Here is a 16,029-nt window from a genome sequence, read left to right as displayed (position 1 = left end):
CCCGAGGACATGAAAAACCCGGCGCTGGAAACGGCGCCGGGTTTTTTCGTGTCAGGAACCGATGAATCTTAAATCGCGTCGCGCTTTAAATCTTTATTTGATGCATGTCGTGGTCCCAAAACCGCTGCACACTTTTGGGCGACATGCCTCAGTGGTGCCGGCGTTTCCGGCGGAGGATTTTGCCGAAACGGGCGACATCGTCTTCAGCCTTGGTGCGGTGAAGGAAGGCGAGCCTACTGCCGTCGAGGCCTTGAAAGAATTCATCCCAGGAAATCTCTTCCGGTTCCGAGGAAAAATCGACGCGGACGGTTTCGCTGTCCAGTGCGTTCTTGATGCGGGCGGGATGGCCGCCGCGCGCCTCGATCCAATGTCTGATTCTGCTGTAATCCGTCGTCGTGCCGAACCTGCCCATGAAACCCTCCTCAGCAATTCGAATGCGACATCGATCACCCCGCAACGCACGATCGACGGAATTGTTCCATGGCGCCCAAATTATTTTATCGAGGGCCGAGATTGTGATGGCAGACCACCGCTTTGCACATTCTGAAGGCGGAAGCCTAAAGTTTAACCCTGAGTATGATTCTGATTTTATTTAACTTTTCTCGGTATACCCTGGCATCGGCATCAACGGCACGCGAATTTTCATGGCCCCCTTGCAGAAGACCGAGCAGATCGAAGCATTAAACGACGACTTCCGGTCGTTGTTTGCAACGCATCCGTCGCCGATGTGGGTCTATGATCCGACATCGCTGCGCTTTCTCATCGTCAACGAGGCGGCGGCGGCACTTTACGGCTACGGTGCGGACGAATACCGGCGCATGACGGTTCTGGATATCCGCCCTGAGCATGAGCGGGAGCGGATGATCGACGCCGTCAGCGGCCGCACCGACATGGAAAAGGCGGAGCGCTGGATTCACCTCAAGGCGAGCGGCGAGACCTTCGAAGTGCTGACTTATGGCCGAGAAGTGCGTTTCGAGGGCCGGGCCGCAATCCTGGCGATCGTGCAGGACCGCAGCGAGGTCAACGCCGCCAAACGCCAGATCAGCGATACGCGCTCGCTTCTCGACAGCATCGTCGACAACCTGCCGGTCGGCGTCTTCGTCAAGGACATGGAAGCGGACGGGCTTTACGTTCTCTTCAACGAGGCCTGCGGCGACATCGTCGGCATGAGGGCGGAGCACGTGGTCGGCCGAACCGACCGGGCGCTGTTTTCCGCCGGCCAGACAGACGCCTTCCGCGAGCAGGATCGCCGGGCCTTCGAAGCCAATACGGCGATCAGCTTCGAGGAGACCATGCTGCGCGCCGACGGTGCGCCGCGCCTCCTGCGCACCGTCAAGCGCGCCCTGCCGACGCCTGAGGGCCATGCGCCGCGTTATCTGCTCGGTATCTCGCAGGACGTGACGGAGGAGCGCACCGTCGAGGCAAAGCTTGCCCATCTCGCCATGCACGATTCGCTCACCGGCCTGCCGAACCGGGCGGCATTTTCCATGCATATCAACCAGCGGGCGGTCGAAGCTGCCGCCGACAGTCCGATCGCGCTGCTCTATATCGACGTCGATCACTTCAAGCATATCAACGACAGCAAGGGACACGCCGCCGGCGACGCGCTGCTTTGCCAGGTGTCGGAGCGGCTGCTTCAACTGGCGGAGGAGGGCGATCTTGTCGCCCGTCTTGGCGGCGACGAATTCGCCGTCGTGCTGGAGCTCGACGAGCCGGGGCGGGCCGTGCGTTTTGCGCAGCGGCTGCTCAAGGCGCTGAGCCGTGCCTTCGATCTCGACGGCGTCCGGGAGCATGTTACCTGCAGTATCGGCATCGCCTTGGCGCCCGACCATGCCGGCGACGCGGATGTGCTGATGCGGCACGCGGATCTGGCGCTCTATGCCGCCAAGGAGAGCGGGCGCTCGACCTATCGTTTCTACGAGACGGAGATGCGGCTTGCCGCCGAGCGCCGGCACGTGATGACCGCCGAACTGTGGGAGGCGCTGGAGAAGCGCGAGTTCGAGCTGCATTACCAGCCGATCGTGCAGCTCGACAATGACGGCATCGGCGGCTTCGAGGCGCTGATCCGCTGGCGCCATCCCAAGCGTGGGCTGGTGGCGCCGATGGAATTCATTCCGCTCGCCGAGGAAACCGGCCTCATCGTTCCGATCGGCGACTGGGTGATCGGGGAAGCCTGTCGTGCGGCCGCCAGGTGGCCCGCCCATCTGAGGATCGCCGTCAATCTCTCCGTCACCCAGTTTCGGCATGCAAGCCTGCTTTTGACCGTGGTCGCGGCGCTCAACGAGACGGGCCTCAATGCCGACCGGCTTGAAATCGAGGTCACCGAATCCGTATTCCTGACCGATGCCGACCAAAGTCTGCCGCGGCTGCGCGCGCTGAAGGCGCTTGGCGTCCGCATCGCCATTGACGATTTCGGCACCGGTTATTCGTCGCTGAGCTATCTCAGGTCCTTCCCCTTCGACAAGATCAAGCTCGACCGCAGCTTTGTCTCGGGCATCGAAACGGATGCGGGCAATCTCGCCATCGTGCGCGCCGTCGTCGGCATCGGCTCCGGCTTCAATGCGACGACGCTGGCCGAAGGGATCGAGACGGAAGAGCAGTTGCAGAAGCTGCGCGCCGAAGGTTTCAGTGAGGTGCAGGGCTATCTGCTCGGCCGGCCCATGCCGCAGCACGAGGCGGAGGCGCTGATCCACGGCCGCGCTCTCAAGGCCGCTTTGTCACGCAGATAGAAGCGCTTAAGCGACAGCTGGGAGTGGCGTCCGGGGAAATGCATGTCGCCGGATGCCATCAAGCATTCGTCATTTTGAGAACGGCGGCAGAAGCCGCATAATTCCCGTGGGCTGGAAAGGAGGATGTTTATGAAACGCTTTTCATTCTCGATAATCGGGCTGGCGCTCGTGACCGCCATTATCGCCAATCCGGGCATCGCATTCGCCTGCAACAAGCTGATCGGCACCTGAGCCGCACCCCCCGCTTCCAAGGCGCGGCTTTGGCTGCGCCTTCTCTTCATGCGGGAATGCGAAATATCGGTGCCCGAAGGCTGCCCCTTGCGCCCAAGGACAATCCTTTCTATATCGGTGCCTCATCGAGAGACGGCGGCCGATCCCGCCGGAGATCAGCAATCCGCCGCAATTGCAGCGCAAGGGCGGATCGTGACCCAAGCAGAATGGCACCATCGTTGAACACACTGGATTTTGACAAGAAGCCGGAAGAGACCCGTGTCGTCGTTGCCATGTCGGGCGGCGTCGATTCATCCGTCGTCGCCGGCCTTCTCAAACAGCAGGGTTACGATGTGCTCGGCATTACGCTGCAGCTTTACGATCATGGCGCCGCCGTTCACCGCGCCGGTTCCTGCTGCGCCGGCCAGGATATCGACGATGCGCGCCGCGTCTGCGAAACGCTCGGCATCCCGCATTACGTGCTCGACTACGAAAAGCGCTTCCGCGAGACGGTGATCAATCCCTTCGCCGAGAGCTATGTGGCGGGCGAAACGCCGATCCCTTGCGTTTCCTGCAACCAGACCGTCAAATTCGCCGATCTGCTGGCGACCGCCAAAGAGCTTGGCGCCGATGCGCTGGCGACCGGTCACTATATCCGCTCGGGACTGAACCCTTCGCCGGAGAATCCGGGCCGCCGCGCGCTTTTCCGCCCGGCCGATGCCGACCGCGACCAAAGCTATTTCCTCTTCGCCACGACGCAGGAACAGATCGATTATCTCCGCTTTCCCCTGGGCGGCCTGCCGAAGGCCGAGACCCGCAGGCTTGCTGAAGAGATGGGCCTCGTCGTTGCCAAGAAGGCCGACAGCCAGGACATCTGCTTCGTGCCGCAGGGCAAATATTCCGACGTCATCACCAAGCTGAAGCCGAATGCTGCGCTTGCCGGCGAGATCGTCCATCTCGATGGCCGCGTGCTTGGAACCCATGAGGGTATCCTGCACTTCACCATCGGCCAGCGCCGCGGCATCGGCATCGCTACTGGCGAGCCGCTCTACGTCGTCTTTCTCGACGCCCGTTCGCGCCGCGTCATCGTCGGACCGAAGGAGGCGCTGGAAACGCACCGCGTCTACCTGCGCGACATCAACTGGCTGGGTGACGAGACGCTTGCGGAAGCCGCATCCGGCAAGGGCTTTGCCTGCTACGCCAAGGTCCGCTCGACGAGGGCGCCGGCGCCCGCCGTGCTGCATGTCGATGCAACAGGCACCTATGTCGACCTGACGGTGGGCGAGGCGGGCATTGCGCCTGGCCAGGCCTGCGCGCTTTATTCGGCGCCCGGCGACAACGCCCGCGTCTTCGGCGGCGGTTTCATCGAGCGCTCAGAGCGCGAGCCTTCGGCGGAAGCCTGCCTGAAGGCCCTTTTGGCCAGCCCCGTCGCCGCCTGAAACCCATCGGAAACGGGAGGCGGCAAAGCCCACCGTTTTTCTCGATCATGCGCTTGACACAAAGCCGAAGCGCACCTTATAAGCCGCTCATCCCACGAACCGGCATCGCTTCGCGAGCGGGTATCGTTGACCAGTGGCGGAGTAGCTCAGTAGGTCAGAGCAGAGGAATCATAATCCTTGTGTCGGGGGTTCAAATCCCTCCTCCGCTACCATCTCCTCATTACAGAATTAGCGATTTTTGCAGCTCGATTTTGAGCTGGTCCCGACGGCCGTGGTCGCAGCGCCAAAGGTGGCGCGGCGAGGGGATTTCCGCGAACGCCGAAGACAGGCCTATCTGTAGAGCGTCAAAAGCAATAGAGGCATCTTCGTCGCCCAAAAATGGGATGCGACTGCGATAATAATAGCCCATACGGCAAGCGAGAACATGACCGCCGCTAACCTGATCCCGACTGGCTGCATCATTTCCTCCATCCCAGCATAACCGTGCCTCCTCGCACGATCCTATGCTAGCAAGACGCAACCCGGTCAGCTATCGCAAGATATTGGTATCAGATAGCTGCAGCAGAGCGCGCTCGGCGAAGGTGCAAAGATTTCGGCGATACGACGCCCTTTCCCCCTTCGTCAAACGATGAAATGAAAGTTGTCGTATTGCGCGCCGTAATAATCCGGGCCGCTCGTTTCGGTGATGACGGGCTCAGTGTCGAGCACGAGATAGTCGATTTCGCCGTAGGCGCTGAGATCGATCACTTGCGGGTCATGAATGCTGTCGGCGGTGACGTTGACCGTGACCAAGAATACGGTGTCGCCGTTTAGACGACCTTCGATCGTCAGAACGTTGTCATAGTCCGATGTGCCGTTTGCGACACTGAATTGCTCGATCTGAAAGTGGCCGCCATCGGCGGCTTGGATGGGTGTCCAGAACACGCCTCCTCCCAGATAGTGGTTGCCATCCGCTTCCTCCCGCACAGTCGCGTCGTCGCCATCGTGCCAGGCACCCCAATCGAAGCCTTTGTAGCCCGTCGGGAAGTCGTGGTTGCCGACGTCCTCGAAATTCACGAAGACGTCGCCGTGCTCCGGCAAGTCGACCGCGATATTGAGCAAGCCGAAATCGGTGGCGCCTTTGCCATCCGAGATCTTGAAATTGAACTGGTCGACGAGTTGGTCTCCCGGGCCGAGCGCTGATACCACCGGGTTGGCGTGATCGAGCTCATAGGTGTAATTGCCGTTGGAATAGACGGTCAGCGTGCCGTATTTTCCTTCGACTGTGGTGGTCGTGGCAGGCCCGTTCGGATCGGCCGGTTGCGGAATTCGCTGTCCATTGACGAAGTTGAGACGCACCTGATCTCCGTCGGCATCCGTGGAACTGGTATTGTCCAGGATGTTGCCGTCGATCGGGTTGTCGATGTTGAAAATAGGCTGGTATACGTCACCTGCGACCGGCTTGTGGTTTGCCATTTCTATCCCCCCGTTTGATATTCTATTCGACTATGCAACCCTATCGGGTATCTGGCAACCGAAATTGATGGAGCGTCAGAGCAATTCCGCCCGTCAACGCCACAAATTCCGGTCGATTACAGCTCAACTATTCAAGTAAAGAGAGCGGCATAAACGTCGATCCTGTTTTATGAACCAGGATTTACGTCTTGTCTTACGTTGCTGCCGCTTCATCGATCATGGTGTTTCTCGCCTTTTCAGGCGATCCATCAATTCGGCCAGCGGAAAACTTTCAAGCAGGATAATAATGACGGGTCAATCATGACGTCGTCATGACGATATACTGCATGAATTGCTCGGCGCACCAAGAGCAATCTTGAAGGCGAAAGGGGGCAATCAGCAGAGCCTGAGCTTCTGCCGACCATCCCATCAATGCAGGCCCCCGACCCCAAGCAGGCTCTCGACAGCCTCGTGATCCCCGGTGAGATTTTCCGGCGTTCCGGTCCAGGCCAGTCTGCCGCGTTCGAGAATGACGACCTGATCGGCGAAATCGAGCGCGCTCTGGATGCGCTGCTCGACCAGCAGGATGGTCATGTCTCCCGTCTTGGCGAGGTCGGCGAAGGCCGCCATCAGTTCCTCGCAGATAACGGGCGCAAGGCCCTCCAGTGGTTCGTCAAGCAGCAGGACGGAGGGGCGACCGAGAATGGTGCGAGCCGTGGAGAGCATCTGCTGCTCGCCGCCGGAAAGCTGGCTGCCGAGGTTGCGGCGGCGCTCCTTCAGGCGCGGGAACATCGTATAGGCTTCCTCCAGCGCCGTTTTCGGCCGCGCCTTCAAGCCGACGAAAAGGTTTTCTTCAACCGTCAGCGTTGGGAAGACGCAGCGTGCCTGCGGCACATATCCGAGACCTTTATGCGCGCGTGCAGCACTCGGTACCGTCGTGACATCCGAATCGCCGAGACGGATGCTGCCCTCGTATCGCCTGGTCTGCCCGGCAAGCGTTGCCAAAAGCGTGGTCTTGCCCATGCCGTTGCGGCCGAGCACGGCAAGCCGGGCAGCTGCCGGCACGGAGAAGGAAATGCCTTCGAGCACTCTCGTCGGCCCATATCCGGCCGACAGATTCTCGACCTCAAGCGATATGGCTGGCATTGGCATAGCTCCCAAGATAGGCCTCGCGCACGCGCGCATCCTTGGTGACGTCTTCAGGCAGGCCGTCGAAGATGATCGCGCCTGCGGCAAGCACGATGACACGTCTGGCAAAACGGAAGACGAGATCCATGTCGTGTTCAATCATCAGCACGGCGAGATCGGCGGGCAGATCGGCCAGCGCCTGCTCGATACGGCCGGTATCGCTTTGCGGCACACCGGCTGCGGGTTCGTCGAGCAACAGCACTTTCGGCTTCAGCGCTAGCGCCACGGCGATCTCCAGAAGCCGCTGCTGGCCATAGGCGATTTCGCTGACCTTGCGATGCATCAGCAAATCCAGCCCGAGTTTTCCAAGGAGATCGTCGACCTCGGCCATGACGTCAGGCATGCGCAGGAAATTGCCGAACATGTGCCCGGTCTTTCCATCGCGCTGAAGGACGGCAAGTCCCACATGTTCGGCCGGCGTCATGTCCTGGAAGAGCCGTGTCACCTGAAAGGAGCGGACAAGACCGCGTCTGACCCTGCCGATCGCATCGACCTTCGTCACCAGCTCGCCGCCGAGGCGAACCTCGCCGGAATCGGGCAGCAGATTGCCGGTCACGAGGTTGACGAAGGTGGTTTTGCCGGCGCCGTTCGGGCCGATCAGCGCGATGCGATCGCCAGGTGACATGATGAGCGAGACATTATTGGTGACGGCAAGGCCGCCGAAGGCTTTCTTGAGATTGGCGACTTCGAAGACCGGGCTCATGAGCGTTGCTCCCTGCGGCGGCCGATGAAGGTCGCTGCTGTGCCATAGAGACCTTTCGGCGCAAAGAGCACGACGGCGATCAGCAGCGCGCCGACCATGGTCAGCCAATGGAAGGGATTGGCGGCGGAGACATAGTCCTCGAAGAGCATGAAGATGACAGTGCCGGAAAGCGCCCCGAAGAGAGAACCGGTGCCGCCGAGCACCAGCATAACCAGCGCTTCGGCCGACTGCGTGAAAGACAGGCTGTCGAGGCCGACGACTTGTGTCGAGATCGCATTCAAGGCGCCGCCGACACCGGCAATGGCGCCGGAGATCGCATACATCCTGATCAGAGCTGCCTTCGGCGAAGCGCCCATGGCGCGGATGCGCAGCGGATCCTGCTTGATGGCGCGGCAGAGCATGCCGAAGGGCGAGCGGACCAGTACCCTCAGCAGCACGAAGACGATCAGCAGCAGCGCCATTCCGAAGAAGAAGGCTGTGTGACCGTAGAGATCGAATTCGAAGAGGCCGAAGACCGGGTCAGGCGCGATGCCGGAAAGTCCATCGCTGCCACCTGTCCAAGACGAGGCCTTGTTGGCGAATTCATGGAAGAGGTTGATCAGCGCAATCGACAGAACCAGCTGCGGCAGCGCATGCGCACGCAGGATGATGGCGCCGCAGAGCAGCCCGGCAACCGCGCCGCCGGCAACGCCGGCCAGCATCATCAGCAGCGGATCATTGATGCCGTAGTGCGCCGAGAGAATCCCGGCGGCATAGGCGCCAGAGCCGAAAAGTGCTGCATGGCCAAGCGTTGCGACGCCGCAATAACCGGTCACGAGATCGAGCGACAGGACGAGCAGCGCGATCGTGATCATCCGGGTCAGAAGGGCCAGATTATCGGGGAAGGCGAAATAGCCGATGGCGGCAATGGCTATGATGACCGCTATTCCGATAAGATCGCGGCTGATGAACCCGCGACGATGCTGGAGAGGTCCGTTTTCGTCATTCATGACAAGCGCCATCTTATTTCACCCTTCCGGCAAGGCCGCGGGGGAAGACGCAGATGATTGCGATCACGGCGAGATAGAAGAAGAATTCGCCGAATTCCGGCATCAGATACCGTCCTGTCGTATCTATCGCGCCCAGCAGCAGGCAGGCGATCAGGGCGCCCGGAATGGAACCCGCGCCGCCGACGGAGACGACGACCAGGAAGGTGACCATGTAGCGCAGCGCATAATAGGGCTCGACAGGCAGGAGTTCGGCGCCAACCACGCCGCCGAAGGCCGCAAGCCCGACGGCGACGGCAAAGCTCACCGCGTAGATAATGTCGGTGCGCACGCCGAGTGCTGCAGCCATTGCCGCATCATCCACAGAGGCGCGCAGCTTGACGCCGAAGCTGGTCCTGTCGACGGCGAACCAGAGGGCGAGCGCCACGGCGAGGCCGCAGAGGATGACGAAAAGCCGGTGAACGGGAATGGTGCGAAAGCCGAGATCGGCCGATCCTTGCAGCGCAGCGGGCAGCGGTATGGTCTTCAGCGTCGGCCCCATCACATAGTTGGCGATGCCGATGACGCAGAAGGTGATGCCGATGGTCATCAGCACCTGGGTCAGTTCCGGCGCGCCGTAGATCCGGCGGTAGAGAAAGCGTTCGATCGGAATGGCGACGATGATGGTGATGACAACGGCGGCGATGACCGCAGCGGCATAACCAAGGCCGAGGTCGCGGGCGACATAGGAGGCGATGTAGCCGCCGATCATCGCGAAGGCGCCATGGGCCAGGTTGACGACACGCATCAGCCCCATGGTCACCGAAAGACCGATCGATATCACGAACAGCACCATGCCATAGGCAAAGGCGTCGACGGCTATGCTGAAGACTGTCTGCATGGAAATACCTTGCTTCGATGCGGCGGGCTCGGCCTGATCGCAGGCCAAGCCCGTCACCTGTCTTGACGCTCGATGTTACTTGACAGCCGCCAGGCCCGGATCGCCCTGCTTCTCGAAGGTCTGGACTTCCTTATTGATGTAGGTCCCGTCATCGGCCTTGACGACTTCGCGCAGATAGATGTTCTGCGTGATGTGACGGCTTTCCGGATCGATCGAAACCGGGCCGCGCGGGCTCGTCCAGGCAAGGCCCTTGACCGCATCGACGGCCTTCTCAGCATCCTGCTTGCCGCCCGTCGCCTCGATCATCTTGTAGATGACATACATGCCGTCATAGGCGCTGACTGAGGGGAAGGAGAGTTCGGCCTTGTTGCCGATTGCTTTGGTCGCCGCCTCGACGAAAGCCTTATTCTCGGGAGAATCGTGCGACACGGCGTAGTGGAAGGTCGTCTGGATGCCGAGTGCCGCATCGCCGAGCGCCGGCAGATCGGATTCCTGGGTCAGATCGCCCGGCGCGAAGAACTTGATGCCGGCAGCCTTCAGGCCATTGTCGTTATAAGCCTTGACGAAGCCGAGCGTCGTCGGACCTGACGGCAGGAAGGCGAACACACCCTCAGCGCCGGAATCCTTGATGCGCTGCATGATCGGGCTGAAGTCGTTGGTCGCAAGCGGCATGCGGATCGCCTCGACCACCTGGCCGCCGGCCTTTTCGAAGCCGGCCTTGAAGGCGTTCTCGGCGTCGATGCCGGGGCCGTAATCGCTGACGACCGAAATCACCTTCTTGACGCCGGCGTCGAAGGCGACCTTGGCGATCGGGGTCGATGTCTGCCAGGTGGTAAACGAGGTGCGGACGACGAGCGGGCTCTTGGTCACGATCGCCGAAGTGGCGGCGTTCATGATGACCATCGGCACGTTGCCCTGTTTCAGGATCGGCGTCACGGCCATGGCATCGGGCGTGAAATAGAAGCCGGCCAGATACTGGACCTTTTCCTTGACGATCAGTTCCTGCGCCAGCGCCTTGGATTGGGCGGGATCTGCCTGCGGCACGTCGCGATAGACGATTTCCACCGTATCGCTGCCGACCGTGTTGCCGTTGACCGCCATATAGGCGTCGATGCCGGCCTTGAAGTTTTTGCCTTGGAGCGCGAACGGACCGGAGAATGGACCGATGACCCCGACTTTGATGGTGTCGGCATAGGCGCTCGTGCCCACGACGACTGCCGCAATGGCGGCCAGAAATAGCTTCTTCATTCTCTCTCTCCCTTTTTTGGCGCACTCCAGCGCCGTATTCGTTAGCTGCTGGAAATTTAGCGCTAACCTGTCATGCGAAATGGTGATGTAAAATGAAATAAATACCGCTATCCATAACTGTGCAATTATGATTGTGGCTCGAAGAGCAGAACTATCGTCGGCCCGTTCTACGGTCGAATTTTGGTCCGTGGCCCCCACCTCAGACACTTCTATTAGAATGGCAGTCCCACATAATTCTCCGCAAGCACCGTCGAGGCGGCGCGGGAATGGGTGAGATAGTCGAGCTCCGCCTCCTGGATCTTCTGGTCAAAATCCCCGGTATCCGGAAAACGATGCATCATCGTCGTCATCCACCAGGAAAACCGCACGGCTTTCCACACGCGGGCGAGCGCCTTCTGCGAATAGGCGTCGATGCCACTATTCGAGCCTTCGCGGTAATGCTCTATCAGCCCGGAGAAAAGATAATGAACGTCGCTGGCCGCAAGGTTCAATCCCTTGGCGCCGGTCGGGGGGACGATATGGGCGGCGTCGCCGACCAGGAAAAGCTGGCCGAAACGCATCGGTTCGGCGACGAAGGAGCGTAGCGGCGCGATCGATTTCTCGAAGGACGGCGCGGTCGCCAAAGCCTCGGCGTGATGCACCGGCAGACGCCGTCTCAACTCGTCCCAGAAGCGATCGTCGCTCCAGTCCTCGATCTTCTCGTCGAGCGCGCATTGGATGTAGTAGCGGCTGCGGGTCGCCGAGCGCATCGAACAGAGCGCAAAGCCCCTTGGATGGTTGGCGTAGATCAGCTCATGGCTGACAGGCGCCACGTCGGCAAGGACCCCCAGCCAGCCGAAGGGATAGACCTTCTCGAAACTCCTGATCGCCCGTTCCGGGACGGCCTTGCGGCTGACGCCGTGAAACCCGTCGCAGCCGGCGATGAAGTCGCAATCGATGCGCTTGGCAACACCGTCTTTCAGAAAGGTGACGAAGGGAGAGTGGCCGTCGAAATCATGCGGCGCGACATCGACGGCATCGTAGATCGATAGGGAGCCGCTCGCTTCACGCCGCTCCATGAGATCGCGCGTCACTTCGGTCTGCCCATAAACCGTGACGCGCCTGCCGCCGGTCAATTCGTGAAGGTCGATGCGATGGTCGCGTCCATCAAAGGCCAGCGAGAAGCCGTCATGCGGTAAGCCTTCGGTATGCAGCCTCGCGCCTGATTTGGCCTGATCCAGCAGCCCGACGGTGCCTTCCTCCAGAACGCCGGCACGAACCCGGCCGAGGATATAATCCTTGTTCACACGATCGAGAATGACGTTGTCGATGCCGGCTTCGGTCAGAAGCTGGCCGAGCAGCAGGCCGGATGGTCCAGAACCGATGATGGCGACCTGAGTGCGCAAATACTTCCTCCCTGCATTTTTGCGTTTTGTCAGATTCTGCCGTGTCGCGCTTGCCGCAGCAATGGACATCCCGACCTAAAAATTGCACTAATCGAACATTGATGCGGGAGGAGCCTCCGAAGAACCCCATGAGCAGACATATCCCCACCTATGAACTCTACGGCGAAAAGACCGGGCGAGAACCGGATTTTTGGGTGCATTGCGAAACTATTCGCTCCCGCAGCAGCTTGCATCACTGGGAGATTCGCCCGCATCGTCACGAGAGTTTCTTTCAGATATTGTACATCGAAGGCGGTTCGGGCGATGCGATCTTCGGCGAAAAGAGCTATGCCATCCGTCCGCCGGGCATCATCACCGTGCCGCCCGGGATCAATCATGGCTTTCGTTTTTCACGCGATATCGACGGCCTGGTGATCACTCTGTTGAGGTCCCATCTCAGCCATCCGCCCGGCGACCGAAGCCAGCTCGGCGAATGGCTGGCGACGCCGCATCTTACGCCGCTCGATCCTGATAATGCCGAGGCAGTCTATGTCATGCAGACGTTGAGGCGGCTGGGCGACGAATTCGAAAACCGCCGCAGCGGCCGCAACGAGGCGTTGGCCGCCTATGTCGCCTTGGCGTTGCGGCTGACGGCGAGGATTTCCCATGAGGGGAATACGCACGAGCTTCCGCCAAACGAGAACGAGCGGCGGATGGAAATGCTGAGCGAGCTCATTCAGCAACATTTTCGATCACACAAGCCCGCCTCTTTCTACGCCAGAGAGCTTGGGCTTTCCCCGACGCATCTCACCCGTATCGTCCGGGCGATGACCGGCAACACTCCCCATGAATTGATCGCCGGCAAACTCGTTGAAGAGGCGAAACGTCAGCTTGTTTTTACGCTGGGCAGCGTTCAGGAGATCGGATTTCGGCTTGGCTTTGCCGACCCCGCCTATTTCTCGCGCTTCTTCTTTAAATATACCGGAGAAACGCCCCGGGTCTGGCGCGTGAAGGAGAAGGTTCGGCTTGAAGATGTATAGCCACCCGCAAGGTTGCCCGGTGCCTTACCAGGCTTCGACGCCCTCTTCCGTGTTGCGGGCGCGTCCGCCGGCGCGGGTCTCGTATGCGTCTCGTTCCTCAGCTGATTTGACGGCATCGTCCGAGCCATCGCGCTGGGCTTCGGGCGTCATGTAGAAGGCGAGCGCCTTTTCCAGCCGGGCGGCGGTAAGCGTGGCAGCGAAACTTTTCATGTCGTTTCCTCGGTCGACGGCCTTGAAGCTTGCCGTAGATGCATAGCCTACGATGCGGCCTTCAAGGAACAGTGCGCCGATGGTTTTCACCAACTTTAGACGTTGCTTGACGACTGCTCCCGCCGGATGCACTCCGCCGACCAGTTCCGTGCGATTCTGTTTGGTTTTCGCTTCACGCCATCGGCCACGTCCAGTCCCGCACCTCCGGCATGTCCTCACCATATTCGCGGACATAGTCGTGATGCTCCGCAAGCTTGCCGCGGAACGCGGCGAGCGCTTCGCCTGCTTTTTCCTTCAGGCTGGGTACACGCTCGATCGCTTCGATGGCGAGGTGGAAGCGGTCAAGTTCGTTGAGGACGGTCATGTCGAAGGGGGTCGTCGTCGTGCCTTCCTCGATGAAGCCGCGGACGTGGATGTTGCGGTGGTTGGTGCGTTTATAGGTCAGGCGGTGGATGAGATAGGGATAGCCGTGATAGGCGAAGATCACAGGCTTGTCGGCGGTGAAGATCGCGTCGAAGGCCTCGTCGGTCAGGCCATGCGGATGCTGATCCCTGGATTGCAGTGCCAGGAGATCGACGACGTTGACCGTGCGGATCCTCAGTTCCGGAATGGCCTTGCGCAGCAGATCGACGGCGGCAAGCGTCTCCATGGTCGGCACATCGCCGGCGCAGGCCATGACGAGATCAGGCAGGATGGTATCGTCATCGTTGCTTGCCCAGTGCCAGATGCCGATGCCGGCCTCGCAATGTTTCACCGCCTCGTTCATCGATAGCCATTGCGGCTCCGGCTGCTTGCCGGCGACGATGACATTGATGCGGTCATAGGTGCGCAGGCAATGATCGCCGACCCAGAGCAGGGTGTTGGCATCCGGCGGCAGGTAGATGCGGACGATATCGGCCTTCTTGTTGGCGACGAGATCAACGAAGCCGGGATCCTGATGGCTGAAGCCGTTGTGGTCCTGTCGCCAGACATGCGAGGTCAGCAGATAATTCAGCGACGAGATCGGCTTTCGCCATGCAAGCTCGCGCGTCACCTTCAGCCACTTGGCGTGCTGGTTGAACATGGAATCGATGATGTGGATGAAGGCCTCGTAGCAGGAGAAAAGACCGTGCCGGCCAGTCAAGAGGTAGCCTTCCAGCCAGCCCTGGCAAAGATGTTCGCTCAGCACCTCCATGACACGTCCATCCCGGGACAAGTGGACGTCGTAGGGTTCGATACTCTCCATCCAGACACGGTCGGTGACTTCGAAGACGCTACCGAGGCGGTTCGATTCGGTCTCGTCGGGGCCGAAGATACGGAAGTTGGCCGCCTCCGCGTTGCGCTTCATCGTGTCGCGGAGGTAATGGCCGAGGATTTCCGTCGACTGCACCATGGCGCTGCCGCGCTTGCCGATATCGACCGCATAATCGCGGATATCGGGAACATCGAGCTCCCTGCGCAGCAAGCCGCCATTGGCGTGCGGATTGGCGCCCATGCGGCGTTCGCCAACAGGGGCGAGTGCCCGCAACTCGGGTTTCAGCCGGCCGTCGGTACTGAACAGGTCTTCGGGATCATAGCCGCGCATCCAGTCCTCGAGGATCTTGCGATGGCTTTCATCCTCGCGGCAATTGGAGACCGGCACCTGGTGGGCGCGCCAGAAGCCTTCGACCTTCTTGCCATCGACTTCCTTCGGGCCGGTCCAGCCTTTCGGGCTGCGCAGCACAATCATCGGCCAGCGCGGGCAGAAATCGGGCGCCTTGCCGAGGCGAGCCTCGTTCTGGATCTCACGGATGCGGTCGAAGACCTGGTCGAAGGTCGCGGCCATCTGCTGGTGCATGTCGTGCGGTTCATGACCGTCGACGAAGAAGGGTTCATAGCCGTAGCCTTCGAAGAGGTGATACAGGTCCTCGTCACTGGTGCGGCCGAGAATGGTCGGGTTGGCGATCTTGTAGCCGTTCAGATGCAGGATCGGCAGCACGGCGCCGTCGCGTGCGGGGTTCAGGAACTTGTTGGAATGCCAGCTTGCGGCGAGCGGCCCGGTTTCGGCCTCGCCATCGCCGATGACGCAGGCGACGATCAGATCGGGATTATCGAAGGCCGCGCCATAGGCATGGACGAGGGCGTAACCGAGTTCGCCGCCCTCGTGGATCGAGCCCGGCGTTTCCGGCGCCGCGTGGCTCGGAATGCCGCCTGGAAAGGAGAACTGCCGGAAGAGCTTGCGCAAGCCCTCGGCGTCTTCGGAAATATCGGGATAGATTTCGCTGTAGATGCCTTCGAGATAGGTATTGGCGACCATGCCCGGCCCGCCGTGGCCTGGGCCGCACATGTAGATAATGTCGAGGTCGCGGGCGCGGATCAGCCGGTTCAGATGCGCATAGATGAAGTTGAGGCCGGGCGTCGTGCCCCAGTGGCCGAGCAGACGGGGCTTGATGTGCTCCGGTTGCAGCGGTTCGCGCAGCAGCGGATTGGCAAGAAGGTAGATCTGGCCGACGGAGAGATAGTTGGCGGCGCGCCAGTAGCGGTCGATCAGGGTGAGTTCGGCGTCAGTCAAGGCGGCGGGCGAGACATGCTTTTCCATGGGTTTCTCTCGTTCGAGACTTGTTCAACGTCAATTCTACC

At 60.6% G+C, this 16,029-nt stretch carries 13 protein-coding genes and 1 tRNA gene; 4 read left to right on the top strand and 10 right to left on the bottom strand.

The window, feature by feature from the left end; translation table 11 throughout:
• Positions 1-148: 148 nt before the first annotated feature.
• Positions 149-412: a hypothetical protein gene (locus J3P73_RS20445; protein ID WP_130692663.1), complete on the bottom strand. Its 264-nt coding sequence runs from the start codon at positions 410-412 to the stop codon at positions 149-151.
• A 232-nt stretch (positions 413-644) separates the two neighbouring features.
• Between J3P73_RS20445 and J3P73_RS20440 the strand changes: the two genes are divergently transcribed.
• The 3 genes from J3P73_RS20440 to J3P73_RS20430 all read left to right on the top strand — a co-directional run bounded on the left by J3P73_RS20440 (position 645) and on the right by J3P73_RS20430 (position 4,590).
• Positions 645-2,729, top strand: coding sequence for a putative bifunctional diguanylate cyclase/phosphodiesterase (locus J3P73_RS20440; protein WP_130692661.1), 2,085 nt, complete (start codon positions 645-647; stop codon positions 2,727-2,729).
• Positions 2,730-3,178: 449 nt separating this feature from the next.
• On the top strand, positions 3,179-4,378 hold the full coding sequence (mnmA, locus tag J3P73_RS20435; RefSeq protein ID WP_017995076.1) for a tRNA 2-thiouridine(34) synthase MnmA: 1,200 nt from the start codon (positions 3,179-3,181) through the stop codon (positions 4,376-4,378).
• A 135-nt stretch (positions 4,379-4,513) separates the two neighbouring features.
• Positions 4,514-4,590: transfer RNA gene (locus J3P73_RS20430), tRNA-Met, on the top strand.
• A 409-nt stretch (positions 4,591-4,999) separates the two neighbouring features.
• Here the strand turns inward: J3P73_RS20430 and J3P73_RS20425 are convergent.
• The 7 genes from J3P73_RS20425 to pobA form a co-directional block, all read right to left on the bottom strand.
• On the bottom strand, positions 5,000-5,833 hold the full coding sequence (locus tag J3P73_RS20425; protein WP_027689286.1) for a VCBS domain-containing protein: 834 nt from the start codon (positions 5,831-5,833) through the stop codon (positions 5,000-5,002).
• Between the two features lie 408 nt (positions 5,834-6,241).
• Positions 6,242-6,958, bottom strand: a complete 717-nt coding sequence (locus J3P73_RS20420) for an ABC transporter ATP-binding protein (RefSeq protein WP_130692613.1) — start codon at positions 6,956-6,958, stop codon at positions 6,242-6,244.
• Entirely contained in the window at positions 6,939-7,703 is a 765-nt protein-coding gene (locus tag J3P73_RS20415) for an ABC transporter ATP-binding protein (protein ID WP_130692611.1), read from the bottom strand. The genes J3P73_RS20420 and J3P73_RS20415 overlap by 20 nt, the downstream gene beginning before the upstream one ends.
• Positions 7,700-8,704, bottom strand: a complete 1,005-nt coding sequence (locus tag J3P73_RS20410) for a branched-chain amino acid ABC transporter permease (protein WP_130686774.1) — start codon at positions 8,702-8,704, stop codon at positions 7,700-7,702. The genes J3P73_RS20415 and J3P73_RS20410 overlap by 4 nt, the downstream gene beginning before the upstream one ends.
• 1 nt (position 8,705) lies before the next feature.
• Positions 8,706-9,569, bottom strand: a complete 864-nt coding sequence (locus J3P73_RS20405) for a branched-chain amino acid ABC transporter permease (RefSeq protein ID WP_024323080.1) — start codon at positions 9,567-9,569, stop codon at positions 8,706-8,708.
• 75 nt (positions 9,570-9,644) lie between these two features.
• On the bottom strand, positions 9,645-10,817 hold the full coding sequence (locus J3P73_RS20400; protein WP_018068976.1) for an ABC transporter substrate-binding protein: 1,173 nt from the start codon (positions 10,815-10,817) through the stop codon (positions 9,645-9,647).
• 212 nt (positions 10,818-11,029) lie between these two features.
• The gene (pobA, locus tag J3P73_RS20395) at positions 11,030-12,202 is read right to left on the bottom strand and encodes a 4-hydroxybenzoate 3-monooxygenase (RefSeq protein ID WP_130692609.1); all 1,173 of its coding nucleotides are present in this window, start codon (positions 12,200-12,202) and stop codon (positions 11,030-11,032) included.
• Positions 12,203-12,330: 128 nt separating this feature from the next.
• Here pobA and J3P73_RS20390 point away from each other — a divergent pair, with 128 nt between their 5' ends.
• Positions 12,331-13,221, top strand: coding sequence for a helix-turn-helix domain-containing protein (locus J3P73_RS20390; protein ID WP_075225410.1), 891 nt, complete (start codon positions 12,331-12,333; stop codon positions 13,219-13,221).
• A gap of 24 nt (positions 13,222-13,245) precedes the next feature.
• Here J3P73_RS20390 and J3P73_RS20385 read toward each other — a convergent pair whose 3' ends face one another.
• Positions 13,246-13,524 (bottom strand): hypothetical protein, encoded by a 279-nt coding sequence (locus tag J3P73_RS20385; protein WP_018068973.1) that lies wholly within the window; start codon positions 13,522-13,524, stop codon positions 13,246-13,248.
• A 79-nt stretch (positions 13,525-13,603) separates the two neighbouring features.
• Positions 13,604-15,988 (bottom strand): phosphoketolase family protein, encoded by a 2,385-nt coding sequence (locus J3P73_RS20380; protein ID WP_075225411.1) that lies wholly within the window; start codon positions 15,986-15,988, stop codon positions 13,604-13,606.
• Between the last annotated feature and the right edge of the window lie 41 nt (positions 15,989-16,029).

Origin of the sequence: Rhizobium ruizarguesonis (assembly GCF_017357285.1) — a bacterium.
In the GTDB taxonomy this organism is placed as follows: domain Bacteria; phylum Pseudomonadota; class Alphaproteobacteria; order Rhizobiales; family Rhizobiaceae; genus Rhizobium; species Rhizobium ruizarguesonis.
Note: the sequence above shows the minus strand (reverse complement) of the source record. Positions and strands in the feature narration are given on the sequence as shown.